Source organism: Kribbella sp. NPDC004875, assembly GCF_042873375.1.
In the GTDB taxonomy this organism is placed as follows: Bacteria; Actinomycetota; Actinomycetes; order Propionibacteriales; family Kribbellaceae; genus Kribbella.
The window spans coordinates 481,821-506,955 of record NZ_JBIALI010000001.1 but is presented as its reverse complement, the minus strand read 5'-3'; the positions used below and the strand labels follow the sequence as shown (position 1 = coordinate 506,955).

Here is a 25,135-nt window from a genome sequence, read left to right as displayed (position 1 = left end):
GTGCTGCAGGCAACCAACCGCGGACTGTCAAGCCGGGATCCCACGGGATGCATTGCGGAAGAGTTAAAGAATGCTCAAGGTTCTGTGGCAACAGGTGATTGAGTAGATACAGAGGGTGACCGGGGGAGCTACTGTCTTGCCGTTCGGTTCAGTGGATCGGAGGTGACAGACATGAGACTGCTCCACGGAGTTGCTTGCCTTCTCGACGACCTGCTCGACTGCTGGTGTTGGTGGTGAGCGTGGCCGCCTGGTGACGGCTGCGGACCTGACGGCCGCGAGGTGACGACGCTGCCCGGCTCCCGCTGACGCGCAAGCAGCGGGGCATCCCGGGACTCATCCCCGAGCACCGAGCGACCGTCGTTCGATTCACCAGAGACAACCGAATCAGAACGTGTCGATCCGAAGGAGCGAAAACGGCCGGCCCCGACGATGTCGGGGCCGGCCGTCCTCTTCTCGGTAGTGTCCGGTACGAATCCTTCCCGGCTAGCTCTGGGCCAGCTGCATCATCTGCTTCGGCAGCACCGACATCTGGGCCGGGATCGGCACCTGCGGCCGCAGTAGCGTCAGCAGGCTCGCTGCCGCACCCGCGATCGGCAACGGCAGGGCCAGGCCCAGCGATGCCAGCAGCGCGTTCACGAGCGCCAGAACGGCGCCCAGGATGTCCAGGCTCGGTACCGGCAGTCCGGCCCACGCCTGGATCGGCGTGCCGGCTGCGCTCATGCTGCCGGTCGGTTGCGCTTGCTTGGCCTTCCCCTTGCCAAGCAGCGACGTCAGGGCGAGGCCACTGGCCGCGTTCACGAACGTGCCGCTGCCCTCGTCGTAGTTCCACTTCTGCCCGTCGCCGTTACGGCAGGGCAGCACCAGCAGTGGTGCGGAGGCCGGCACCTTGGCCAGGTCCGCTCCGCTGTCCAGGCAGGCTCCGGTCGTCGCAAGGGCGCCACCGACGCTCTTGCTCATCGCGACCTGCAGCTGGCCGGACTCGGTGTAGATCCACTCCTGGGTCTTGCCCTCCTTGCCCGGGGCGCACGCCATCATGACCGCCATCGGGACCTTGTCGGCCGCCACGAAGGTCAGGCAGTAGCGGGTGTCGGAGCGAGTGGCGATCTGCTGTGCCACGCCGACCGTGACGCCTGGTGTCTTCGGGCCACCGGAGGCCGGGTTCGCGGCCTGTGCCGGTACGGCGGTGGCGAGCGCGACGCTGACCGCGAGCACCACCACGCCGGTGCGGCTGAACAGTTTTCGGATGATCAAGACAACCTCCAGAGGTCGTGCCATCGCAGTAGGCGTCAGGTCGTCGGGACCCCGTGGCGCGAGCCGGTGAACCGGCAGTGACGCAGCGCGACGTTGACGCCACAACCAGTAAGGCACAGGAGTGTCCGGTGAGGTTATGCCGATTTCGCGAAACTTGATGCCAATGGCAACTAACTGCCAATCTGATGTCGTTGCACAGGGCATCGACATCAGGCTGCGAGGTCGCCGTTCGATCGCTGTGAACTGTTCGAGATCTTACGGTGATCCGCTGGGATTCCGGTAGTTCTCCGCGATGGTTGGTGCTGGAGGCAACGGAGTTGTCAGTGCGGCTGCCGGTGCTCCGTGGGGTCGGCGGCGGAGTGCCGTGCGACGGGCTCCTCGGTCGCCGGGGCGTCGTCGACAAGGGTCTCGTCGCGCTCCGTGGACAGCTCCGGAGTGCTGTCACTCTGAGTGACCTGGGCGCGGAGCTCGCGCATCTCCTTACGGCGGCGCAGCGTGCGGCCGAGACCCTTCTTCAGCAACCACAGGCCGGCGACCAGGGCCGCACCGGTGACGGCGCCGAGGAAGTAGACGGTCGGCACCGAGACGCCGAAGTCGACGCCGAACACCTCCAGCTTGGTGGAGGCGGTCGAGGACACCGAGACGCCGAGTCCGAACAGTACGGCGAGGGCGATCAGGACGATTCCGAGGACGGCCATGGCGAGCTGCCTTTCTGCCGGCCTACGCCGGCCCTTCAGGCCTCACTGCTCAGGAGTGCGGAGAGCAGCGTCACCGCGCCGCTCTTGTCGAGTGGGTTGTTCTGGTTCCCACACTTGGGCGACTGTACGCACGAAGGGCATCCATCCGTGCAATCACAGTGTGCAATCGCCTCGCGTGTCGCCGTCAACCACTCGCGCGCCGCGGCGTACCCGTGTTCGGCGAAGCCCGCGCCACCCGGGTGGCCGTCGTACACGAAGACGGTGAGGCAGCCGGTGTCGGCGTGCCGGGCGGTGGAGACGCCGCCGATGTCCCAGCGGTCGCAGGTGGCGAACAGTGGGAGCAGGCCGATCGACGCGTGCTCGGCCGCGTGCGCCGCTCCCGGGATGTCTTCCAGCCCGAGCCCGGCGACGACGGTGTCGGGCATCGTCCACCAGACGGCCTTGGTCTGCAGAGTGCGCACCGGCAGGTCCAGGGGTTGTTCGTCGAGTACGTCGCCGGTCGCGATCAGCTTGCGCTGGTACGAGATGACTTGGCTGGTCACCTGGACCCAGCCGCGCGAGAGCTCCGCCGTACCCCAGGCGCAGGTCTCCTCGGTCGCCAGGATGCTGATCTCGGTCACGTCCCGCGCGAACGTCGTGTAGTCCGGCGAGGCCGGCTCGACGACCGCGGCCTGCTCCTCCAGGTCCAGCGAACGCACCAGATAGGACTCACCCGCGTGGACGTAGACAGCGCCCTCGTGGACCGAGGCATGGGCCGAGCCGCCGTCGACCGTGCCGAGCAGCCGACCGGTCCGGTCCTCGACGATCTGCACCGTCTTGCCACCGGCCGACCGGATGTCGATGGCGTCGACAGCCCGCTCCCGCCGTGTCCAGAACCACCCGTGCGGCCGCTCGCGCAGCAGCCCCTGCCGGACGAGCTGGGCGATCACCGTCTCAGTACTACTGCCGAAGATCTCGAAGTCGTCCGTGGTCAGCGGCAACTCCTGCGCGGCAGCGCACAGCTGCGGTCCGAGGACGTACGGGTTCTCCGGGTTGAACACCGTTGCCTCGACCGGCCGTCCGAAGATCGCCGTGGGGTGCCGGACCAGATAGGTGTCCAGTGGGTCGTCTCGAGCGATCAGCAAGGCCAGCGCGTCCCCGCCCGCGCGACCGGCGCGCCCGGCCTGCTGCCAGAGCGATGCGCGCGTGCCAGGCCAGCCAGACAGCAGCACGGCGTCCAGCCCCGCGATGTCGATGCCCAGCTCCAGAGCATTGGTCGCCGCGACGCCGGTCAGCTCGCCGCTCTGCAGCATCCCCTCGAGTCGACGACGCTCCTCCGGCAGATAGCCGGCCCGGTACGCCGACACCTGGTCCATCAGCGACGGGTCGACCTCCGCCAGGTTCTCCCGGGCTGTCATGGCGACCGACTCGGCCCCGCGCCGCGATCTCACGAACGCGACGGTCCGGACGCCGGTGACCACGAGATCGCTCAACAGGTCCGCGACCTCGGCCGTGGCGGAGCGCCGTACCGGTGCGCCGTTCTCGCCGTGCAGGGAGGTCAGCGGCGGCTCCCAGAGCCCGAAAGCGACGCCGCCACGCGGCGAGCCGTCCTCGACGACCTCCACCATCGGTAGACCGGTCAGGCGTTCCCCGGACGTCGCCGGCTCGGACACGGTCGCCGAAGCGCAGATGAAGATCGGATGGGCGCCGTACTGGGCACACACCCGACGGAGCCGTCGCAGTACGCCGGCCACGTGCGCACCGAAGACGCCGCGGTAGTGATGACACTCGTCGACCACTACGTACTGCAGGCAGCCCAGGAAACGCGCCCAGCGCTGGTGATTGGGCAGCACCGACCGGTGCAACATGTCGGGGTTGCTCAGCACGTACGTCGCGTGGTCGCGGGCCCAGTCGCGCTCGGTGCGCTCGGAGTCCCCGTCCAGGGTCGTCGCGCGCAGACCGGGCACGGTGTACGACGACACGGCGCGCAGCTGGTCGTGCGCCAGCGCCTTGGTCGGCGACAGGTACAGCACCGAGGCCGTCCGGCGGTGTGGCGAGGCGGCCTGCGCGATGCTCAACGTGGCGAAGGCGGGTAGTAGGTACCCGAGAGACTTGCCCGAGGCCGTCCCGGTCGCGACCACGACGTGCTTCCCGGCGTACGCCGCTTCGGCGGTCGCGACCTGGTGGGTCCAGGGCGCGATGATGCCGCAGTCGCTCAGCTGACCGAGCACCTCGGCCGGGACCCACCGCGGCCAGTCGGACGTCTGTCCCGGCCGGGGTGGCACCGACTCGACGTGCGTCAGCCGGTCGTCGCGGCCCGCGGCCAGCCGTTTCAGCACCGCCGCCGCCTCACCACCCGCACGCATACCGCGAGCCTAGTCTTCGCCACGGACAGCTCCTGACTGAGGACCAGCTGAGAATGCACGGGCGGATGCACGCGCTTTTTCCGGAGGGGAATCGACTTCGGTCGGACGAGATGAAAGAGTTTTCTGCAACGGGTCTTCTCACGGTCCGTACATGGTTGAATGCAGCAGTTCACGGGATCGGAGGCCGAAGTGGATCTGTCGCTGACCGCGCGCGCCGAGGGCGGGCGCACCGTCATCGAGGTGGCGGGGGAGATCGACGTCTACACCGCACCGAAGCTCCGCGAGAAGATCGCCACGCTCGTCGACGAAGGGCAGTACGACCTCGTCATCGACCTGGAACGCGTGGAGTTCCTGGACTCCACCGGTCTCGGCGTTCTCGTCGGCGGACTGAAACGGGTGCGCACCCACGACGGATCCCTGTCCCTGGTCTGCACCCAGGAACGGCTGCTGAAGATCTTCCGGATCACCGGCCTGACCAAGGTCTTCGACATCCATCCGGACGTCGCGTCGGCGATCTGACCGAAGTGAAATGGTGTCCGCACCACTACGAAGGGTGATCATCCCGCTCAGGTTCCGGCACAGGACTTGCCCTGCCGACCCGGTATGGCGTAGACCACCCTGTCGTCAGGTCTGGTCGGGAACCCGTTAAAGTAGCCCACCGCGCCAGACCGCTGGCGCTGTGTCGTATTTCCCCAACCCTTCGGTTGCGGCAGACGGGGGCCGTCAAGCCTGGATGGGTTGCCTACAAGGAGGACGGATGTCCGCACGGCTTGTGCCACAAGCGGTGGATCTTTCGTCGAGCAACACCACACTGGTGATCGTCGTCGGGGTGATCGCGATCCTCGCGGTTGCCATTGCGATGGTCTTCCGGGGCCAGGTGCTTGCCGCGAACGATGGCACCGAGAACATGAAGACGATCGCCGCTGCGGTCCAGGAAGGCGCCTCGGCGTACCTGAACCGGCAGTTCCGGACGCTGTCGGTCTTCGCCGTGGTCGCGTTTCTGCTGTTGTTCCTGCTGCCGGCGCACACCGACGGTGGTAACGAGACCACGCTGAAGATCTTCCGGTCGGTCTTCTTCCTGGTCGGAGCGGGCTTCTCGGCCGCGATCGGCTACCTGGGCATGTGGCTCGCGACGCGCGCCAACGTCCGGGTCGCCGCGGCCGCCCGGGACGAGGGCCGCAACCCGGCGATGCGGGTCGCGTTCCGCACCGGTGGCACCGTCGGCATGGCGACCGTGGGCTTCGGTCTGTTCGGTGCCGCGCTGGTCGTGCTGCTGTTCAAGGGCGACGCCCCGACGGTGCTCGAGGGCTTCGGTTTCGGCGCCGCGATGCTGGCGATGTTCATGCGCGTCGGCGGCGGTATCTTCACCAAGGCCGCCGACGTCGGCGCGGACCTGGTTGGCAAGGTCGAGCAGAACATCCCCGAGGACGACCCGCGGAACGCCGCGACCATCGCCGACAACGTCGGTGACAACGTCGGCGACTGCGCCGGGATGGCGGCCGACCTGTTCGAGTCGTACGCCGTGATGCTGGTGGCCTCGCTGATCCTGGGCAAGGCCGCGTTCGGCGAGCAGGGCCTGATCTTCCCGCTGATCGTGCCGGCCATCGGCGCGCTCACCGCGGTCGTCGGCGTCTTCCTGACCCGCCCGCGCACCGGCGAGAACGGCCTGCGGACCATCAACCGCGCCTTCTACATCTCCGCGATCATCTCCGGCGTGCTCTGCGCGGTGGCGGCGTTCGTGTACCTGCCGAGCAGCTTCAAGGAGCTGACCGGCGCGACCGAGGCGATCGCCGCGCACGACGGCGACCCGCGGCTGATCGCGACCGTCTCGGTGATCATCGGCATCGTGCTGGCGGCGATCATCCTGGCGCTGACCGGTTACTTCACCGGCACCGAGGACAAGCCGGTCAAGGACGTCGGCAAGTCCTCGCTGACCGGTGCCGCGACCGTCATCCTGTCCGGTATCTCGGTCGGCTTCGAGTCCGCCGTCTACACCGCAGTGGTGATCGCGGCGGCCGTGTACGGCGCCTTCCTGGTCGGTGGCTCCGGCGTCGTCGCGCTGTTCGCGATCGCGCTGGCCGGTTGTGGTCTGCTGACCACCGTCGGCGTCATCGTCGCCATGGACACCTTCGGCCCGGTCTCCGACAACGCGCAGGGCATCGCCGAGATGTCCGGTGACGTGGACGGCGAGGCGGCCCAGATCCTCACCGAGCTGGACGCCGTCGGCAACACCACCAAGGCGATCACCAAGGGCATCGCGATCGCGACCGCCGTACTGGCCGCGACCGCGCTGTTCGGTTCCTACACCGACGCGATCCGGTCCGCGCTGGGCGACAGCTACTCGAAGTTCGAGGCGGACGCCCTGGTGTTCAACCCGGGCACGCTGGTCGGCCTGATCCTCGGTGCCGCGGTCGTGTTCATGTTCTCGGGTCTGGCCATCAACGCGGTCGGCCGCGCCGCCGGTGCGGTCGTCTACGAGGTACGGCGCCAGTTCCGCGACATCCCGGGGATCATGGAGGGCACGGGCAAGCCGGAGTACGGCAAGGTCGTGGACATCTGCACCCGCGACTCGCTGCGGGAGCTGGCCACCCCGGGTCTGCTCGCGCTGACCGCGCCGATCGCCGTCGGCTTCGGCCTGGGCGCCTCGGCGCTGGCCGGCTACCTGGCCGGTGCGATCGGTTCCGGCACGCTGATGGCGGTCTTCCTGGCCAACTCCGGTGGTGCCTGGGACAACGCCAAGAAGCTGGTCGAGGACGGCAACCACGGTGGCAAGGGTTCGCCCGCGCACGAGGCCACCGTCATCGGTGACACCGTCGGTGACCCGTTCAAGGACACCGCGGGCCCGGCCATCAACCCGCTGATCAAGGTGATGAACCTGGTCTCGGTGCTGATCGCGCCGGCGGTCGTCGGCATGTCGGCGATCGGCAACGACACCAACACCACGCTGCGGATCATCATCGCGGTCGTCGCGGTGGTCATCCTGGCCGCCGCCGTGATCGTCTCCAAGCGCCGTGAGTCGGTCATCGCCGACACCCCGGCGGAGGCGAAGGCAGCCGCCTGACGCAGGCAAGCGACGCAACGGCCCGCCGGTTCTCCGGCGGGCCGTTCCGCGTCCTGGGGGCCACTGACGGCTGGACCCCGGCCAGCACGCCCCTTTACTGTCGAGACACGGACTGGCGCTCCGCGTGGGGAGGTGGCGAGTGCCTCGACGGCATGACACAGGCTCGACACTTTCCCGTACGGCGGCACTCCTGCTGGTCGCCGTCCTGGCTGTGCTGGGTACGACGCAGTCCGCGAACGCGCAGCCGCCGCAGCCGGACGTCGCGTATCTGACTGCCGCGCACCAGCTCAACCTGACGATCATCCAGGCGGCCCACGCGGCGACGACGCAGGGCCGGAGCTCGTGCGTGCGAAGCACCGCCGCCCAGATCGAACGGCAACACCGCACGCTGGCCGCGCAGGAGATCGACGTCGCCACCAGGTTCGGCATCGGGCTGGTATCGATCCCGTCGCAGGCGCAGCGTCAGCAACTCGAAGCTCTCGCCGCCAAAGCAGGCACCTCCGGGTACGACGCTCCGTGGGTTGCCCTGCAGGAGAAGGCGCACCAGCAGTACCTCGCATTGGTGAACGGTGAGTTGCCGAAATCCGCCTCACCCGCTGTCGAGTCGTTGGCGAACGGCGCCAAGCCCGTCCTCGCGATGCATCAGCGCATGCTGGCAACGCCCTGTCGCCCTGGCGCCACCACTCCCGTGGTGCCGACTGGCGATGGTGGCCAGGTAGCCGCGGCTGCGCAGGTTCGCACGCGAGTGGCGTTGGTGCTCCTGGGGATCGGCGTACTGCTGCTGCTCGTCGGCAAGAAGGCTCCGGTACGGCGGCGGTTGCTCGGGGCCGGAGCGGTCGGACTTGCGCTGCTCCTGACATTCAGCGGGCTGCACGGTGATTCCGGGAAGGTCCCAGAGGCCGGCGGGCCGGCGGCGGATCGGGAGGCGGCCGTTCCGCCGGTCCGGCTGGCGTTGCCAGGCTTCCTCGATGCGCAGGTGACACCGGTTGCGACGGCGCCCGACGGGCAGCTGCAGGTACCCACGACGAAGGCCGACGTCGGCTGGTGGGCGGCCGGCGCAGCGCCGGGCTCGGCAGGCGGCACCGTGCTGCTCGCTGGTCATGTGGACACCACCAGGGGGCGTGGGGTGTTCGCGGCGCTGTCCGAGGTGCCGGTCGGCGCGAAGGTGGCGGTGACAGCAGGGGACGGCGACGTGCATTGGTACCGCATCGTGGCTCGCCGGACCTACCGGCAGGAGGCGCTGCCTTCTGATCTGTTCCACGGCGCGGCGAAGCCCCGGTTGGCGCTGGTGACCTGCACCGGCTCGTACGACCGCAAGGCGCACCGCTACAGCCAGAACCTGGTGCTGTACGGCGTCCCGCTGGACTGACTTTGCTGCTTTCGCGTTAAACCTGGTAGTCACTTCCATCGATGCGACCGAAGTTCAGCAGGGTGTCGACTTTCGGCGGATGTGCTCACTCGCGAGATGGGGGATCGTCGGGGTCGTGGTCAGGGCTTTAACCGATAGCAGCCGGCGCCGGGCGGACGGCAGAATCAACCCACGGGTGGACACACCGGATCCGCCCGGGGTCCGATGATCTGCACCGCCTCGGCCTCGATACTTGATGTCATACACGACACAGCCCGCCCGACTGGGGAACGACTTCACGCCACCGAACGAGGAGTACGGCGATGATCGAGGCAAAAGGCCTCACCAAGCGATACGGCGCGACAGTTGCCGTTGACAACCTGTCTTTCGAGGTGAAACCCGGCAAGGTGACCGGCTTCCTCGGCCCGAACGGGGCCGGCAAGTCGACCACGATGCGGATGATCCTCGGACTCGACACCCCGACGTCCGGCGAAGTCACGATCGACGGCCAGCGGTACCGCGACCTGAAGCGGCCGTTGACCAAGGTCGGCGCGCTGCTGGACGCCAAGTGGGTGCACCCGAACCGTTCGGCGCGTGCCCATCTGACCTGGATGGCCGCGTCCAACAAGTTGCCGAAGTCATCGGTCGACAAGGCCCTCGACATGGTCGGCCTCTCGTCGGTGGCCGGCAAGCGCGCCGGTGCCTTCTCGCTGGGTATGTCGCAGCGGCTCGGCATCGCCGGCGCCTTGCTCGGCGACCCGGAGGTGCTGCTCTTCGACGAGCCGGTGAACGGGCTCGACCCGGAGGGCATCGTCTGGATCCGGACCTTCATGCACAAGCTGGCCGACGAGGGCCGCACGGTGCTGGTCTCCAGCCACCTGCTGTCCGAGATGGCGCTCACCGCCGAGGAACTGGTCGTCATCGGCCGCGGCAAGCTGATCGCCCAGAGCACCACGCAGGAGTTCGTCGACCGCGCCAGCGGGACGACGGTGAAGGTGCGGACCCCGCAGCTGGACCAGCTCGCGAGCGTCCTGCACCAGCAGCAGCTCGTGACCCGGATCGAGGACGTCGAGAACCAGGGCAAGGTGCTGTTCGTCGAGGGCGACCTGAGCACCGACCAGGTCGGCGAGGCGGCCGCCGCGCACGGCATCGTGCTGCACGAGCTGACCCTGCAGCGCGGCTCGCTGGAGCAGGCGTTCATGCAGATGACCGGTGACTCGGTCCAGTACCACGCGCACGACGAGGCGGCCGCGATCGCCGAGCTCGCCGCCCCTTCCGGCACCGAGGTGGCCGCGGGTCCGAAGGAGGACAACTGAGATGTCGGTAATCACTGTCGAGCGGATCAAGCTCTTCTCCACCCGCTCGCCGTGGTGGTGCATGGTGGTCGCCGCGGTGCTGACCCTCGGTCTGGCCGCGCTGGCCGCCGGCTTCACGCAGGGCACGGTGACGATCGGTCTGACGCAGGGCGGGGCCCAGCTCAGCCAGATGGTGATGATGGTGATGGCGGCCCTCGCGGTCACCACGGAGTACCGCTTCGGCACCATCCGGACCAGCTTCCAGGCCGTCCCGCAGCGCGCCGCGCTGCTGCTCGGCAAGACCGCCGTCGTCGCCGCGCTGTCCGCGCTGGTCGGCCTGGTCGCGTCGTTCGGTGCCTGGGGCATCGGCAACATCTTCGCCAAGGGTGCGGACCTGTCGATCAACACCGGGGCGGAGTGGCGGCTGCTGGCCGGCCAGGGCCTGGTGTTCGCGCTGTCCGCGGTGATCGCGGTGGCGATCGGCATCCTGATCCGGCAGAGCGCCGGTGCGATCGCGATCCTGATCCTCTGGCCGCTGCTGGTGGAGAACCTGTTCAACCTGATCCCCAAGGTCGGCGACGACATGTCCCGCTGGTCGCCGTTCCAGAACGCGGCGTCGTTCCTGAACCAGGGGCAGGACTTCGGCGTCAACGGTCCGCAGGGCGACTCGCAGTACGCGATGGGTCCGTGGTGGGCGCTGCTGTACTTCGCCGGCTGGGCGGCCGCGCTGATGGCGATCGCCCTGGTCTCGGCGAGTAAGCGCGACGCCTGACGATGATGATTGGACCACCCCGGTCGGAGGTTGAGGGGCCCTGACCGGGGCGCGAGCCCGGCCGGGCTGAGGGGTCCTGGTCGCGACGGCCCGTGGTTGATCTGGGAGACCGGATGAACCACGGGCCGTGCTCTTTGCTGGACCGGGGGTGGCGGGCGGCGGGAACCAGGGTCTACGGTGCCGCGCATGACCGACTGGGCGCAGGTGCGGGACACGGGCTACGCGGTTCCTGAGGGCCGTTCACCGGCGGAGCTGGTGACCGAGCTGGCGGGCATGCTGCGATCGCCGGATCCCGTCGTCCGGGACCGGCAGGCGTACTCGATCCTCGCCACCTGGATCGGGCGCGGCGTGCTGTCCGCGGCCGAGCTGCGGGCGCTCGGCGACGCGATGGTCCCGCGGTTCGGCGACCCGGAGATCCAGGCCCGGACGTTCGCGCCGCTGATCCTGGACGCGATCGTCACCGCCGGCGTCTTCGAACCCAGCTGGGTGCCCCCGTTCGAGCGCTGGTACGTCGCCGAGGAGGACCTCCGCGGGTACGACGAGAAGCTCGGCTGGCTGCACGCGGTGGCGCACGGGGCAGACCTGCTCGGCACCCTCGGGCTGCACTCCGCGGTCGAGCCGGTGCAGATGCTGCGGCTCGGGATCGGGCGGTTGCTGACGCCGACGTCGTACGTGCTGCGGGACATGGAGGACGACCGGCTCGGGTACGCGCTGGCGGTGACGCTCACCCGCGGCGACCTCTCGGACTCCGACGCGGTCGACTGGCTGGACCCGGCGCTGCGCGCGTTGGCGAATCCGCCGGTCGAAGGGATCACTCCGGAGGTCACGAACACGATCCGCACGCTGCGCGTGCTGTACGTGCTGGCCGATCACGGTGTGCGCGTGGGAGATGCGAAGAAACTCACACCGGTCCCGCGACGCGAACAGGTCAAGACAAAACTGGCCGACGTTTTCCGCATCGTCACGCCGTACTACCTCTGACACACTCGAAACGAGGGGGTTTGCTACGGCGCCGGGGCAACGACCCGGCGGGGGACGGCGCATCCGACTTTCGTCTCGACTTTCCCTGAATCCTCCCCGAGGAACGGCACGTCGCGTTCCAGGGCGGAGTACAGGTGGTTTCAGGTGGCAGTGGAGGCGTCGTCCGTGACAAGGTCTCTGCTGGTACGCCATGGCCCCCTCCCATGGTGGTGCCAACGCCACTACCGGAGTAGTGCCAACACCATCAGATCTGGTCCCCGGCGAGGTTAGCTTTGAGCTACACAGCCGTTGGGGGCAGCGGGTTCTAGAGAGGGCGCGTGGAAGTCATGGTTGCGACATACCTGAAGAGATGGGTCGGCAACCGCATTCTCAGTAGGACCACCCGCAGGGGTGGTCTCGACCTGTCGAAAATGCGGATGTTCCCCAGCTCGGTCTCGATGCCGCTACGCCGGCAAGGCCTCGATCCGGTGCCGGAGCTGGCGCAGGTGCGGGAGACCGAGCCGGTCCACAAACTGGCGCACCTGTTCGGACTGAATGTCTGGATGGTCAGCGGGCACGCCGAGGCCAAGGTCGTGCTCAGCGACACCACGAATTTCAGCAACGACATCCGGCCGCTGGTCGGCTCCGACCCGAACAAGCCGTCCGAAGGTATCGGCGGCCTCGGGTTCACCGACCCGCCGGACCACACCCGGCTGCGGAAGCTGCTCACGCCCGAGTTCACCAAGCGCAAGCTGGCGCGGCTCGAGCCGGCCATCGAGAAGATCGTCAACGATCAACTGGACCTGATGGAGGCGAAGGGTTCGGTCGTCGACATCGTCTCCGACTTCGCCTTCAACGTGCCCTTCCTGCTGATCGCCGACCTGCTCGGTGTCGAGGAGCAGGACCGGGATCGTTTCCGCGCGCTCGGTCCGGCGCGGTTCGACCTGTCCGGTGGCGGGATCGGGGTCTTCGGGTCGGCGTCGGAGTCGCGCGAGTTCCTCTTCGAGATCGTCCGGAAGCAGCGTGCGAACCCGGGTGACGGGCTGATCGGGTCGATCATCCGCGATCAGGGCGACGCGATCGACGACGTCGAGCTCGGTGGGCTCGCCGACGGAGTGTTCCTGGGCGGGTACGAGACGTCGGCGAGCATGCTCGCGCTCGGCACGCTGGTGCTGCTGCGCGACCCGGAGAACTTCGAGCGGATCCGCAACGAGCCGGGCGCCGTGGACGGGATCGTCGAGGAACTCCTGCGGTACCTGACCGTCGTGCAGGTCGCGTTCCCGCGGTTCGCGCGGCACGACCAGGAGCTGTTCGGGCACCAGGTCAAGAAGGGCGACCTGGTCGCGGTGTCGCTGTCCGGTGCGGACCGGGACAAGGCGGTCTTCGGCGATGACGCCGAGGACTTCTACCCACGCCGTACCGTGTCGGCCGCGCATCTCGCGTTCGGTCACGGCATGCACCGGTGCGTGGGCGCGGAGCTTGCGCGAATGGAGTTGCGGGCGGCGTTCACCGCGCTGGCGAACCGCTTCCCGGATCTCGCGCTGGCGGTCCCCGAGTCCCAGCTCCGCTTCCGCGACTTCTCGCTCGTGTACGGCGTCGAGGCGCTGCCCGTCCGCCTGCACGCCACCACCCCCGAACAAGCCGCCGGCTGACGACGCCACGCCCACTCCGGTGGGCGTGGCGGGGCTGCGGGTGCCGTGAACAAGCTATTGCCTGTGCACGGCCCCCAGTAGATGGTTACAGCCACGAACTCTGGTGGCTGCTGCGGCGTCTACCTCCCTGGCATCGGTGGACCAGGTGGAGGGTGTGGCGCGTGGTGGACGCGGAGTACGTCGCTCGGTTACCGAAGAAGCGGGTGGCCGCCGGGGTGCTGTTCCGGTCGGCGGACGAGCGGGTCGTGCTGGTCGAGCCGTCGTACAAGCCGAACTGGGAGATCCCGGGCGGTGTGGTCGAAGCTGACGAGTCCCCGTGGGACGCGGCGGCTCGGGAACTACTGGAGGAGCTCGGCGTCGAGCGGGCGGTGGGGCGGCTGCTGGTCGTCGACCACGTCCACGCGTACGACGGCCGCCCGGACGCGATGGTCTTCGTCTTCGACGGCGGTCTGGTGACCGAGGCGGACGTCGCGGGCTTCACGTTCCCCGATGGCGAGATCTTGTCGACCGGCCTGTACACCGTCGACCAGGCCCGCACCCTCGGCAAGCCCCTCCTCGCGAACCGTCTCACGGCAGCCGTGGATGCCGTCCGCGAAGGGGTTGTCGTTCTGTGTGGGCACGGCAAGCGCGTGGTCTGATGTCAGGGCAGCTGGAAGCGTTTGGCGAAGTGGGTCAGTTCGTCCAGGTCCGGGGTCGTGACGACCAGGCGGGTGACGCCTTGCGCCTCGTACGCCGCGACGGCGTCCGGCGTCACCTCGATGGAGGCCCAGCGGGTGTACTCGAGGTCGTCGCGCCCGGAGGTCGTACGGACCAATTCCCACTGGGCGGCGCGTTCGTCGGGCGTCAGCGCACCGCCGGGGAAGTAGCCGTCGCCTCTCGCTCCGGCACGGCGCGCGGCGGCCCGGCTCGAGCCGCCGACATGGATCGGCAGCGGCGCCAACGGATGCGGGAAGCTGCTCAAGCCCTCGAACTCGAAGAACTCGCCCGAGTAGCTGACGTCCTCCCCTGACCACAGCAACCGCAGTACGTCGATCGCCTCGTCCGCGCGCCGTCCGCGCGAGGCGTAGTCCACCCCGACGGCCTGAGCTTCACCGGGCAAGCTGCCCAGCCCCACAGTCAGCAGGCGCAGGCGACCCTTCGACAGCACGTCCAGGGTCGCCAGCCGTTTCGCCAGCACCACTGGGTGGTGATACGGCAACAGCAACACGGCAGTCCCGAGTAGCAGCCGCTCCGTTGCCCCCGCGACAAACGTCAGCAGCTCCAGCGGGTCGCCGTACACGAGATCGGTCGGCATCTGCACGCCACCGAACGTCGCGCCCTGAGAGAGCACCACGTGCTCCGGGACGTACAACCCCTCGAACCCACACTCCTCGGCCCGCCGCGCGAACCCCACCAGCCGCTCCGGATCCATCCCGTACGCCGGCGTGCTGTAACTCACCGCGAATCTCATTCCCGAACCGTAGAACCCTGCCCCTGGGGTCAACGCAACCGGATTGCGGTGGTGACTACGGGTACTGATGGTTCTTCTAGTAGTGCGTTTGTGGCACTAGGTGGTCGTTGGCCGGATCGGGTCGTGACAGGATGCGGGGTGGGTGGTCACAATGGGCGGTCCGGCCCGAGATGCGGGTGACGGGTAGAGAAGGGCCGTCGGCGGTGATGGGGAGTGGCGAGATGGCGGCGGGTGATGCGCTGACCGCCCGGATCGCTGCCGCGATGACCGCTGCGCAGTCGGGTGGCCATGCGAGCGCGGCGGCGGAGATCGAGGCGGTACGGGCGGAGCTCGGCGGCGTCCCGAGTTACACGCTGGCCGCTGCGGAGTACGTGCGCGGGGTGACGGCCCACCACGCCAGCGACGCCGACGAGGCGCTGCGGGCCGTGGACGCCTGCATCGAGGTCGCCCGCGCTATCGGCGAGCCGGGCTGGGAGGCCAATGCGCTGCCGATCCGGATCATCAACCTCGCCCGCAGCGGTCGCGGCGGCGACACGGTCAACGATCTGGTCGCGGCCGAGGCGGCCCTGAACCGGACCAAGGATCCCGGCCTGACCGCCTGGGCACACACCGGCCTCGGCTACGCGTACGACGTCCTGCGGCTCTTCGAACTGTGCATCCCGCACTACGAGCGCGCCACCCAACTCGACGACGACGTGTTCGAGTTGGCCGAGGCCGAGGCGATCGACCGATTGAATCTCGCCGAGACGTACCTGCGCTGGGCGCACGAACTCGAGCGCCTCGGAGATCCTTTGTCTACAAGGGAGATCGAGGACCGCCTCGCGTCCGCGGCGTACTGGGCCCGCGAGGGCGAGCGGGTGGTGGTCGACGACGAGAGCCAGGAGTTCTGGAAACTCAGCGCCCGCCTGTGGCTCGCCGCGGCTGTGACGGCCGCCGATCCGGGACAGGCAGTCGTCGATCTGACCGACATCCGGGACGAGATCAGCAAGCTGGGTGAGACCGAGCGGCTCGCGATCGCGGGCGCGTACCTGGCCAGGGCGCTGCAGGCCGACGGCAGGTCCGACGAGGCGAAGGCGGCCGCCGACCGGGCCGCGGCCGACCTGATTCCGTTGGCCGACCCATCGACCCATGTGCTGGTGCTGCAGACCCGGTCCGAGATCGACGCACTCACCGGTACGCCGGGCGCGCTGGCCGGGCTGGAATACGCGCGGTCGGTGTCGCGGGGCTGGTGGAAGGAACGGCAGCGCGCGCTGAACGCCGTACGGCATGCGCTTGCCGTGCACGACCTGCCCGCGCGGCACGATGCCGAGTGGCACGCGGCGCGGCAGGATCCGTTGACCGGCGTGGGTAACCGGCGGGCGCTCGACGAGCGGCTGACCGCCGCCCGGGACTCGGGTCGTGCGGTCACCCTGCTGGCCATCGACGTGGACGACCTGAAGATCGTCAACGACACGTTCGGGCACGCCTGCGGGGACGAATTGCTGCAGGTTGTGGCAAATCTGCTGGTAGAACAGGCGCGAGTCACCGATGCCGTGATTCGATCGGGTGGCGACGAGTTCTTCGTGGTCCTCGACCAGCCCGACGCCAAAGGCGGTGCCGCGTTGGCCGAGCGGATCCGGGTCGCCGTGGCGGCGATCGCGGCGGCGACGGAGAAACCGTGGCTGCGCCGGCTCGGACTGAGCCTCGGGTACGCCGCGACCGCCGAAGGGCTCGCGGTGGAGCAGTTGGTCGCCCGTGCGGACCAGCGGCTCTACCAGGCGAAGCGCCGCAAGCGGGACAGATAGCCCGGAATTCGTGACCAGGGGAGGTGCGGTGCGCGAGACGTCGGGGGTGACCGAGCGGATCGCCAGGGCGATGACGCGGGCACAGTCCGGCAATCCGGCCGCGGCCGGTCAGGCGATCAGCGCGCTGCTCGCCGAGCTGGACCCGGATCCCAGTCATGAACGGGCCGCCGCGGAGTACGTGCGCGCCGTCGCCGCCCACCACGCCACCGACGCGGTCGAGGCGCTGGACGCCGTCGACGGCTGCATCCGGGTCGCCCGGGCGATCGACGAGCCGGGCTGGGAGGCGAACGCGATCGCGCTCCGGATCGTCACCCTGATCCGCACCGGCGAGGGCGGTGACTCGGTCGCCGACCTGGTCGCGGCCGAGAACGCGTTGTCGCGCACCCGGGACCTGGGGCTGGCCGGCTGGGCGCACACCGGGCTGGGCTACGCCTACGACCTGCTCCGGTTGTACGAGCTGTGCATCCCGCACTTCGAGCTCGCGGCCGAGGGTGATTACGACCCGCTCGGCCTGCCCGAGGCGCCGGCGATCAATCGGCTGAACCTGGCCGAGTCGAACCTGCGGTGGGCGCACGAACTCGAGCGGCTGGGCGACACGTCGTACAACGAAGAGATCAAGGGGCTCCGTCGTTCGGCGCACCGGTGGGCCGGTGAGGCGGTCGAGGTGATCCTCGCGACCGATCTGCTCGGGTACTGGCCGATGGCTGGTCGGATGTGGCTCGCGGCGAGCAACGACGAGGCAGACGCCGACGAGGCCGCCGTGATCCTGAAGGACTGCCGCGATCAGCTGGCGAAGCTCGGCGATCACGAGCTGGCCGCGATCGCCGGCGCGTACCTGGCCAAGGCGTACCTGGCGCTCGGGCGCAGCGACGACGCGATCGCCGCGGCGGACCGGGCGGTGAGCGACCTGCCGCCGGCGTCGGATCCGCCGGTGGAGGCGCTGATCCGGCACACCGCCGTACAGATCGCCGCGGTGACCGGTGACGCGGGTGCGGCGACCGGGCTGCAGTATGCACGGGCGATCAGTCGTGGGTGGTGGGCCGAGCGGTTGCGCGGGCTGTACGCCGTACGCAGCGCCCTCGCGAACCATGAGCTGTCGATCCGGCACGACGCCGAGTGGCGGGCGGCACGGGAGGATCCGCTGACCGGCGTGGGGAACCGGCGGGCGCTGGACGAGCGGATGTCGGTGGCCCGCGACTCCGGCCGGTCGATCGCGGTGATTGCCATTGACGTGGACAACCTGAAGGTCATCAACGACAGCTACGGACATGCGTGCGGCGACGAGGTGCTGCGCCGGGTCGGGACGCTGCTGACCGAGCAGTGCCGCGCGGAGGACGTCGTCGCGCGTGCGGGTGGGGACGAGTTCGTCGTCGTACTGGCCAACCCGGACGAGCGTGGCGCGCCGGAGCTGGTGGAGCGGATCAGGACCGCGGCGGATCGGGAGGCTGCGCGGGCGGAGGCGCCGTGGTTCGCGATGCTCCGGCTCAGCGTCGGCCAGGCGAGCAGTACGGACGGTACGCCGGTCGGTGACCTGCTGACCGTGGCGGATCGACGCATGTACGCCGAGAAGCGCCGGCGCCGCGGCACTGCCGCTCAGTAGTCGAGGAAGCCTTCGATGAGGAGGCGTCGCACCTGCGGGAGGTAGTCGGACAGGACGTCGACGACAGGCCGGTCCATCAGGTCCGCCAGCGCGGCCAGGATCTGACCGGTGTTCAGATCGCCGTCGCAGGCGCCGACAAAACCGGCCAGCACGGTGTCGACCTGTTCGGCGCGGCGCATTCCGCGCTGCCGGCGGAGCACGATGGTGGCCGGGTCCTCGGCACCTGGCTGACCGGTGGTCTCCTGGATGACGTCGTCGGCGACGCGCAGGTGCAGGCCGGTCAGGTCGGCCGGGAGGCCTTCCACTCGTTCGAAGCGGTGCAGGACGTGCGGTCCGATCGGCCGCTCGATCTCGTACGGCCACGGCTCGGCGTCGAGGCTGCCGGCGACGTTGTGCAGGGTGATCCACCCCATGCCGATCGCTTCGACGTCCTGCTCGTCCAGGTAGCGCATCCACTCGTCGTACCTGCTGGTGTATTGCGGTGTGCCGTGCAGGCCGGCGTCGCGGAGCCAGAGTTCGACGTACTCCGAGGGGTCGAGTTGTTCGCGCTGGACGGCCCAAGCGGACCGGTCTGCCGTCCAGGCGGCGATGCGGTCCTTCCAGTCCTCACCACGGACACAGGTCCAGTTGGCAAGCAGTTGGCACCACCCACTGTCGGTCAGGTGCTCCGGCGCCTGGCGGACGAGCTGCTCCACCACGGCGTCGCCGGTGAACCCGGTCTCGCGATAGGTCAGGTCGCCGCCAGGCGGCGAGATCACGTACGGCGGGTTGCTGACGATCAGGTCGAAACGCTCACCCCGCACCGGCTCGTAGAGGCTGCCGTCGCGGATGTCGAGCTCGACGTGATTGAGTGCCGCCGTCGCCCGCGCCAGCTGGAGTGCTCGCGGGTTGACGTCGGTCGCCGTCAGCTGGTTGACCCGATCCGCGAGGTGCAGGGACTGGACGCCGCACCCGGTGCCGATGTCGAGCGCACGCTCGGCCTTGATCGGCACGGTGAGCTGGATCAGGCTCAGGCTGGCCGGCGCGATTCCGAGAACGTAGTCCGACCGCATCGGCTCGCGCCGCCCGTCGAGCCCGGGCGTGAGGTCGGCGACCACCCACCACTCCCGCCCGTCCTCCGCGAACGGCCGGATGTCGAGCGTCGCCCGTACCTCGCCGCCACTGAGCTCAACGATGCCCAAAGCAACCAGATCTATCCCCGGAAATGCCTTGTTCACAGCGCTTTCCGGCACTTCGCGCTGCAGCAGGAACAGCCGGATCATCGTGTCGAGCGGATCCCCGGAGGCGGTACGCCGGTACGCCGGCGCCGTCTCGTTCCGCGCCAGCGCGCCGTTCGCCTGCTCACCGATGCGTGCGGCGACCCCGTACACGGTGTACCCCGCGGCGGCGAACGCCGTACGCAATCCCTCGACCGCACTCCCCGCCAACTCCAGCATGCCCACATCCTGCCACCGCCAGACTTGCCTACCGAGTTGGAGGGTTGCCCCTCGAGATTCCGAGGGGGCAACCCTCCAGCTGCAGGGGCGCCTCCTCAGTTGGAGGGTTGGCGCCGAAGAGTGGGCGTCAGGGGTTGCAGGTGACCTTCGCGTTGGCCCAGTCGGCGTGGTCGCTGGTGTTGCCGTCGCCGCCGTCGGTGACCTGGAGGGTCAACGTTTGAGCACCGGTGACGTCGACTGTCGTACCGGCTGTCGGAGAAGTGCCGGTCAACTGGTCCGACGTGTACTTGGCGACCCCGTCGGTGAGGACCTTGAAGGTGACCTTGCCGCGATCCTCCATCTCGTCGTCGATGCCCAGTTGGCTGGTGAACGTGGTGCAGTTGCCGCCCAGGCGGACGGAGACCGAGGAGACGGCGTGGGTGCCGAGTCCCTTGGCGTACTGGACGCCGTCGAGGGTGATCGGGCCGCCGTCGCCGGCCGCGTCCTCGCCGTTGCTGTGGTCGCGTTCCACCGGACCCCAGCCGTTGGTCGAGTCCAGGAACTCCAGGTCACTGACCCAGTTCGCGCCGGTGGGCGCCGGAGGCAACGGCTTGTTCGCGATCGTCGCGGCGAAGAACCCGAGCCCGCCGCCGGGCAACTGGATGGCCTTCACCGTCTTCCCCGGATCCAGCGGTACGGCGGTATAGAACACCCGATAGTCCGTCGTCGTGTTCCCGAGACCCGACGGTGTGTAGCGGCCCTTCACCGAGACCGCCAGCTTCGCACCACCGGTCGTCGGGTCCTGACAACACCAGTTCGGCAACTGGAACGTGCCGTCCGACGTGGAACCGTCGGTATAGATGATCTTGACGGTTCCGCGGGCGTTCAGGCTCGCACCGGCACCCAGCAGTGCGAGATGGGATCCGGTCCCCGACACGAGGATCGGTGCGGTCTGGTTCTTCACGAGGTTCGGCGTACCAGGAGCTCCGGTCGGCCAGGTGAAGTCGGCGCCTTGCACCGTCACCTTCGCGCCCGGTGTGTATCCCGCGGCTGCCAGCGCCTCGCCGTTGTAGCTGTCGCCTGACCCGTCGAAGTTGCCCTGCTTGTACGTCGCCGCATCGCTGACCCCGACGATATTCGCGGCCTGCGACACCGAGGCGTACGGCAACTGCGCCGTCGCGGAGGCCGTATTCGCATAACTCTTGCCCTGAGCAACGTACGACGCCTTGAGCTGCAGCGTGAAGGTCGCCGGCTTGACGTCCGCTCCCGGTGTCACCTGAAGCTTCGTCGTCACGGTCTGTCCCGGCGCCACGGTCGCGAACGTGTTGGCGCCGGACGCGGTCCACCCGGCCGGAAGCTGCAGGTCGAGCTTCACGTCGCGCACAGTCGTCGGAGAGCCGTTGCGGAACGTCGCGGTCACCTCGGTCGCCTGCCCCGGAGCGTTCCACAGCGACGGTGTGCTGAGCTCGGGAGTCCCGAAGGTGCTGGTGACCTCCGGACCGCCGACCGCGGACGTTCCGGTGAGCAGAACCGTTGCGGGCCTGGACGTCGACACCGCAGGCGTCTGCACCGTGACCACGCCGTCGGCGAACTTCCACGCGACCTTGTGGCCGTCGACGAAGACGTTCGCCGGAGCCGCGCCGGTGTGCACCGTCAGGTTGTACGGGCGAGCCGTCGGCTTGCCGTCGTACGTGCCGACACTCGCACCGATGTTCACCGTGACGTCACCGCGTCCCGTGGCCGGGGCGTCGACAGCGAAGGTCTGCGTCGCGGACTTCGGCGACCGCGTCACCCGGTCGTCCTCGTACAGCGAGAACGACGACTTGCCCGACGGGTAGATGTCGACCGTCACCGGGTCGCCAGGCTTCTGCTCGACCGCGTTGTTGATCCCGGACTTCCACATCGGCACGACGGCGCCGGCCTTGACGAACAGCGGCAGGGTGTCGAGCGCCGCGTGGTACCCGTTCACGGTCGTCGGTCCCTGGTAGACGCGACCGGTCCAGTAGTCGACCCAGCGCCCGGCGGGCAGGTAGATACCGTTCTTCACCTCGTCGGCGCCGTACATCGGTGCGACCAGGAACTCCTTGCCGGCCAGGAACTCGTACTTCGTGGTGTCGTCCCACGTCTTGGGGTCGTTCGGATACTCGAGCACCAGCGACCGGTTCAGCGGAGCGCCGGTGCGGTGCGCCTCGGCGGCGTACGTGTAGAAGTACGGCAGCAGCCGCTCGCGCAGCTTCAGGTACTTCCGGTTGATCGCGGTGTACGGATCGCCGTACGCCCACGGCTGCTTGTAGGCCGGCGTGGCCCAGCCCGACATGCTCATGAAGGCCGGGTTGAACACCTTCCACTGCAGGTCCCGCACGTACGACGTCGGGGAGCCACCGAAGATGCCGTCGACGTCACCGGCGCTGTACGCGATCCCGGAGTTGCCGGAACCGGTGATCGCCGGGATCTGCCACTTGATCGCGTCCAGCGAACCGCTGTGGTCACCGGTCCACTGCACCGCACACCGCTGCGCGCCGGCCCAGCCCTCGACCATCCACGCGAAGCCGCGGGCGTTGCTGTACTGCTCGATCCCGTTGTGTGCCGCGTCGCAGGCGCTCAGCGCGTACCGGTACCCCGGACCGACCCACGCCACGTCCAGCTTCCGCACGCGGACACCGGCGTCGCCGACCTCCGCCGGCTGGCGGTCCAGGTTGGACTGCGTCCACAGGCCCATCTGGATGTTCCGCGCCCGCAGCTCGTCACCGGTCTGCTTCAGCGCCGGGATGTCCCGCTTGCCCCACCAGGTGCCGTCGACCTGCTCGGAGTCGGTGTTGGCGGAGTACCCGCAGCCGTAGTCGTCGTTGACCAGCATCCAGCCGCCGGGGATGTCCTCGTCGTGGAACTTCTGCGCGATCTTCACCGCGTCCAGCGTGGTCACCTTGTCCGGGTTGACCTTCCAGTCGTTGCTGGGGTCCGGGTCCGTCCCGTAGTGACCGCGGTTGTAGCAGTCCGAGTCGCCGTACTCGAGTCCGTAGATCGGCGGCATGAACGGCCGGCCGGTGAGCTCGGTGTAGCGGTCCAGTGAGGTCTTCAGGTCGCCGACGAAGTAGTACGCGTCGAAGCGCTTCTCGTCGTGCGTGGTGGCAACCGGACTGGTGAAGTCGTAACTACCCGGGCTGAACGTGTTCCGCAGTACGCCGTACCCCGCGGTGCTCATGTAGTACGGCGACGCGTTCGGGTTGCCGCCGTCCTCCCAGTTGAAGTCCTTGGAGATCCTGATCGTCTGGTCGCGGTGCGAGAAGCGGCCGTTCTGCATGCCTCCGCCGAAGAACTGCTCGTTCGCGCCGCGGCCGAGGGTCTGCGTCGTCGACGTGTCGGTCCACGAGAGCGGCGCGGCCTCGGACCACACCAGTTGACCGTTCGAGCGGTACAGCGAGAACTGCAGCGGCTTCTTCTGCGCCCGGACCTCGATCTTCCCGGTGCTGAGCGAGTAGTAGGTGCCGCGGTCCTGCCACGTCGTCCGCGGCTTCCCGTAGTCGGTCTTGGTGACGATGTTCGAGGCCGGGGCGTTCGGATCGGTGGGCGGTGTGTTCGCGGGATCGGTGAAGTTCCCGTCCGGCGCCATCCACAGCCGGAACACGTCGTCCTTCAGGAACACCACCCGAACCTTCGCGGTCCCGGCGCTCAAGGTGTACGTCGCCTGCTCGGCGGAGAAGTCGGTGACGTCACCCAGCGTGTTGCCGGCGGCCCGGGCGGGACCGGCGGTAGCCACCAGTGCCCCGGCGAGTAACACCAGGGCGACTACTGAACGTTTCATGCGGACAAAGATGCTCACGACTGCCTCACTTCACGCATCAATGAACAAGATGGCTCATTGAAGCTCACCGGCTCCGGATTGTCATCAGGTCAGCTTCATGAAGTTGAGACAGTGTCGCCATCACGGAGTGAAACGCCACCATGACGATGAGTCGCATGACCATCTGGCGTCCCAGTAGCCCCAGTAGTCCCGTCTTCACCAGGCGGCGCGTCCTGACGGCCGGTCTGGCTGCGGGCGTCACGGTGGCCGCGCCGGGCCTGGCGCAGGCCTCGCCACTCGACCCACGCGGTCCGCTCCGTGCGCAGGGTGACCCGAACTTCCATCCGGTGCGGTTCCGGCTCCCGGCACCGACCGGGCGGAAGGCGCTCGGTACGACCGCGCTCCATCTGATCGACCGGTCCCGTGAGGACCCGAGCATGCCGAGCGGACAGCGCGAGCTGATGATCAGCATCTGGTATCCGGCGTCCGCGGACGAGTCGGCGCCGCTCGCGAAGTACATGCCCGAGCGCACCGCTGTGGCTGTGGACGACGCGTGGACGGGGGACTACGGGCTGGCCCTGCCGACCGGGTCGTTCGACTTCGCGAACACTGAGACGCACGCGCGGGTCGACGCGCCGGCGCAGCGGTTGCGCCATCCCGTCGTCTTGTTCTCGCCGGGGTATCAGTACTCCCGGTTCGTGAACACTGCGCAGGTGGAGGACCTGGCCAGCCGTGGGTACGTCGTGGTGACGCTGGACCACTCGCACGAGACGCCGGTGGAGTTCCCGGGCGGACGGTTCCTGCCAGGCGCACCGCAGTCCGAACCGACCGGTCCGGACGACATCCGAAAGGCGCTCGAGATTAGGACGGCGGACGCGCGGTTCGTTCTTGACCAGCTCGAGCGGATCGCAGACGGGCACACTGTCGATGCCGATGGCAAGCAGCTGCCGGACGGGCTGGCCGGCACCCTGGACCTGCGCGCGATCGGCATGTTCGGCTTCGCCCTCGGCGGCTACACGACCGCGAACACGATGCTCGAGGACCGGCGGATCGCGGCCGGTCTCGACCTGGACGGAACGCTCCAGGACGACCGGACCAAGGGGCCGCTCGGTGTGGTCGCGGAGAGAGGTCTGGACCGGCCGTTCCTGCTGTTCGGGTCGGCGGAGACGCAGCGGACCGATCCGGCCAAGGACGGGTACGACAAGTCGTGGGCCAGTTTCTGGGCTGCCCAGCGCGGCGGCAAGCTCGACCTGGCGCTGGCCCGCACCAAGCAGAAGGCGTTCACCGACTACCAGTTCGTCTTCTCCCAGTTGTTCCACGACATCTACGGCAACGACCCGATCATCTCGTCGGTGATGACGGCGCTGGTGGGCAGCGCCAAGCCGGCCCGCAGCGTGCTCGCGCAGCGGGAGTACGTCGCCGCGTTCTTCGGTCTCACGCTCCGGGGGCGGCCCTCGGTGCTGCTCCGCGGAGACTCCCCGACATTCCCCGAGGTCCGATTCCGGCGCTGAGACGGCGTACTCTCGTAAGCGTGCCTGGGGGCTCGGTGTGGCGGGACCGCCACGCGTGGTGACGGTGGGTTGTTCGACACCTTCTGAAGCCCTGGGGAGCGCGACCGGGTCCGCAACGGTTACGGTGCGTGGAGAAATGCGTTGCCGTCGGCCGTACCCTGTCCTCGGGCGGGGTCGGTCTGTGTTCGGGGGAACAGGCGTCGGGGCAGAGG

At 68.7% G+C, this 25,135-nt stretch carries 17 protein-coding genes; 11 read left to right on the top strand and 6 right to left on the bottom strand.

Going from position 1 to position 25,135, the window contains the following annotated elements; all coding sequences use genetic code 11:
• Positions 1–483: 483 nt before the first annotated feature.
• The 3 genes from ACFYRH_RS02395 to ACFYRH_RS02385 form a co-directional block, all read right to left on the bottom strand.
• Positions 484–1,251: a ricin-type beta-trefoil lectin domain protein gene (locus ACFYRH_RS02395; RefSeq protein ID WP_387766814.1), complete on the bottom strand. Its 768-nt coding sequence runs from the start codon at positions 1,249–1,251 to the stop codon at positions 484–486.
• A 320-nt stretch (positions 1,252–1,571) separates the two neighbouring features.
• Positions 1,572–1,949: a hypothetical protein gene (locus ACFYRH_RS02390; protein ID WP_387766811.1), complete on the bottom strand. Its 378-nt coding sequence runs from the start codon at positions 1,947–1,949 to the stop codon at positions 1,572–1,574.
• A gap of 35 nt (positions 1,950–1,984) precedes the next feature.
• On the bottom strand, positions 1,985–4,294 hold the full coding sequence (locus tag ACFYRH_RS02385; RefSeq protein WP_387766808.1) for a DEAD/DEAH box helicase: 2,310 nt from the start codon (positions 4,292–4,294) through the stop codon (positions 1,985–1,987).
• Positions 4,295–4,483: 189 nt separating this feature from the next.
• Between ACFYRH_RS02385 and ACFYRH_RS02380 the strand changes: the two genes are divergently transcribed.
• The 8 genes from ACFYRH_RS02380 (at position 4,484) to ACFYRH_RS02345 (ending at position 14,020) form a co-directional block, all read left to right on the top strand.
• Positions 4,484–4,813: an STAS domain-containing protein gene (locus ACFYRH_RS02380; protein ID WP_387771683.1), complete on the top strand. Its 330-nt coding sequence runs from the start codon at positions 4,484–4,486 to the stop codon at positions 4,811–4,813.
• Positions 4,814–5,051: 238 nt separating this feature from the next.
• On the top strand, positions 5,052–7,355 hold the full coding sequence (locus ACFYRH_RS02375; protein WP_387766805.1) for a sodium-translocating pyrophosphatase: 2,304 nt from the start codon (positions 5,052–5,054) through the stop codon (positions 7,353–7,355).
• Between the two features lie 139 nt (positions 7,356–7,494).
• Positions 7,495–8,724 (top strand): DUF4142 domain-containing protein, encoded by a 1,230-nt coding sequence (locus ACFYRH_RS02370; protein WP_387766802.1) that lies wholly within the window; start codon positions 7,495–7,497, stop codon positions 8,722–8,724.
• A gap of 302 nt (positions 8,725–9,026) precedes the next feature.
• Positions 9,027–10,019: an ABC transporter ATP-binding protein gene (locus ACFYRH_RS02365; RefSeq protein ID WP_387766800.1), complete on the top strand. Its 993-nt coding sequence runs from the start codon at positions 9,027–9,029 to the stop codon at positions 10,017–10,019.
• Between the two features lies 1 nt (position 10,020).
• Entirely contained in the window at positions 10,021–10,770 is a 750-nt protein-coding gene (locus tag ACFYRH_RS02360; protein ID WP_387766797.1) for a hypothetical protein, read from the top strand.
• 186 nt (positions 10,771–10,956) lie between these two features.
• Positions 10,957–11,751 carry a DUF2785 domain-containing protein gene (locus ACFYRH_RS02355; RefSeq protein WP_387766794.1) on the top strand — a complete coding sequence of 265 codons (795 nt, stop codon included), beginning with the start codon at positions 10,957–10,959 and terminating at the stop codon, positions 11,749–11,751.
• Between the two features lie 326 nt (positions 11,752–12,077).
• Positions 12,078–13,382 (top strand): cytochrome P450, encoded by a 1,305-nt coding sequence (locus tag ACFYRH_RS02350; RefSeq protein WP_387771680.1) that lies wholly within the window; start codon positions 12,078–12,080, stop codon positions 13,380–13,382.
• Positions 13,383–13,543: 161 nt separating this feature from the next.
• Positions 13,544–14,020 (top strand): NUDIX domain-containing protein, encoded by a 477-nt coding sequence (locus ACFYRH_RS02345; RefSeq protein ID WP_387766791.1) that lies wholly within the window; start codon positions 13,544–13,546, stop codon positions 14,018–14,020.
• Between the two features lie 2 nt (positions 14,021–14,022).
• Here ACFYRH_RS02345 and ACFYRH_RS02340 read toward each other — a convergent pair whose 3' ends face one another.
• The gene (locus ACFYRH_RS02340) at positions 14,023–14,832 is read right to left on the bottom strand and encodes a TIGR03619 family F420-dependent LLM class oxidoreductase (protein WP_387766789.1); all 810 of its coding nucleotides are present in this window, start codon (positions 14,830–14,832) and stop codon (positions 14,023–14,025) included.
• Positions 14,833–15,053: 221 nt separating this feature from the next.
• On the opposite strand from ACFYRH_RS02340, the gene ACFYRH_RS02335 reads away from it, so the two are divergent.
• Both ACFYRH_RS02335 and ACFYRH_RS02330 read left to right on the top strand, forming a co-directional pair.
• Positions 15,054–16,616 carry a diguanylate cyclase domain-containing protein gene (locus ACFYRH_RS02335; protein WP_387766786.1) on the top strand — a complete coding sequence of 521 codons (1,563 nt, stop codon included), beginning with the start codon at positions 15,054–15,056 and terminating at the stop codon, positions 16,614–16,616.
• A gap of 28 nt (positions 16,617–16,644) precedes the next feature.
• On the top strand, positions 16,645–18,216 hold the full coding sequence (locus ACFYRH_RS02330; protein ID WP_387766783.1) for a diguanylate cyclase: 1,572 nt from the start codon (positions 16,645–16,647) through the stop codon (positions 18,214–18,216).
• Here the strand turns inward: ACFYRH_RS02330 and ACFYRH_RS02325 are convergent.
• Together ACFYRH_RS02325 and ACFYRH_RS02320 are read right to left on the bottom strand one after the other, a co-directional pair.
• Positions 18,210–19,652 (bottom strand): methyltransferase, encoded by a 1,443-nt coding sequence (locus ACFYRH_RS02325; protein WP_387766778.1) that lies wholly within the window; start codon positions 19,650–19,652, stop codon positions 18,210–18,212. The two genes, ACFYRH_RS02330 and ACFYRH_RS02325, sit on opposite strands and share 7 nt — an antisense overlap.
• Positions 19,653–19,779: 127 nt before the next feature.
• Positions 19,780–23,433: an NPCBM/NEW2 domain-containing protein gene (locus ACFYRH_RS02320; RefSeq protein WP_387766775.1), complete on the bottom strand. Its 3,654-nt coding sequence runs from the start codon at positions 23,431–23,433 to the stop codon at positions 19,780–19,782.
• A 155-nt stretch (positions 23,434–23,588) separates the two neighbouring features.
• Here ACFYRH_RS02320 and ACFYRH_RS02315 point away from each other — a divergent pair, with 155 nt between their 5' ends.
• The gene (locus ACFYRH_RS02315) at positions 23,589–24,923 is read left to right on the top strand and encodes an alpha/beta hydrolase (RefSeq protein ID WP_387766772.1); all 1,335 of its coding nucleotides are present in this window, start codon (positions 23,589–23,591) and stop codon (positions 24,921–24,923) included.
• Positions 24,924–25,135: the final 212 nt, after the last annotated feature.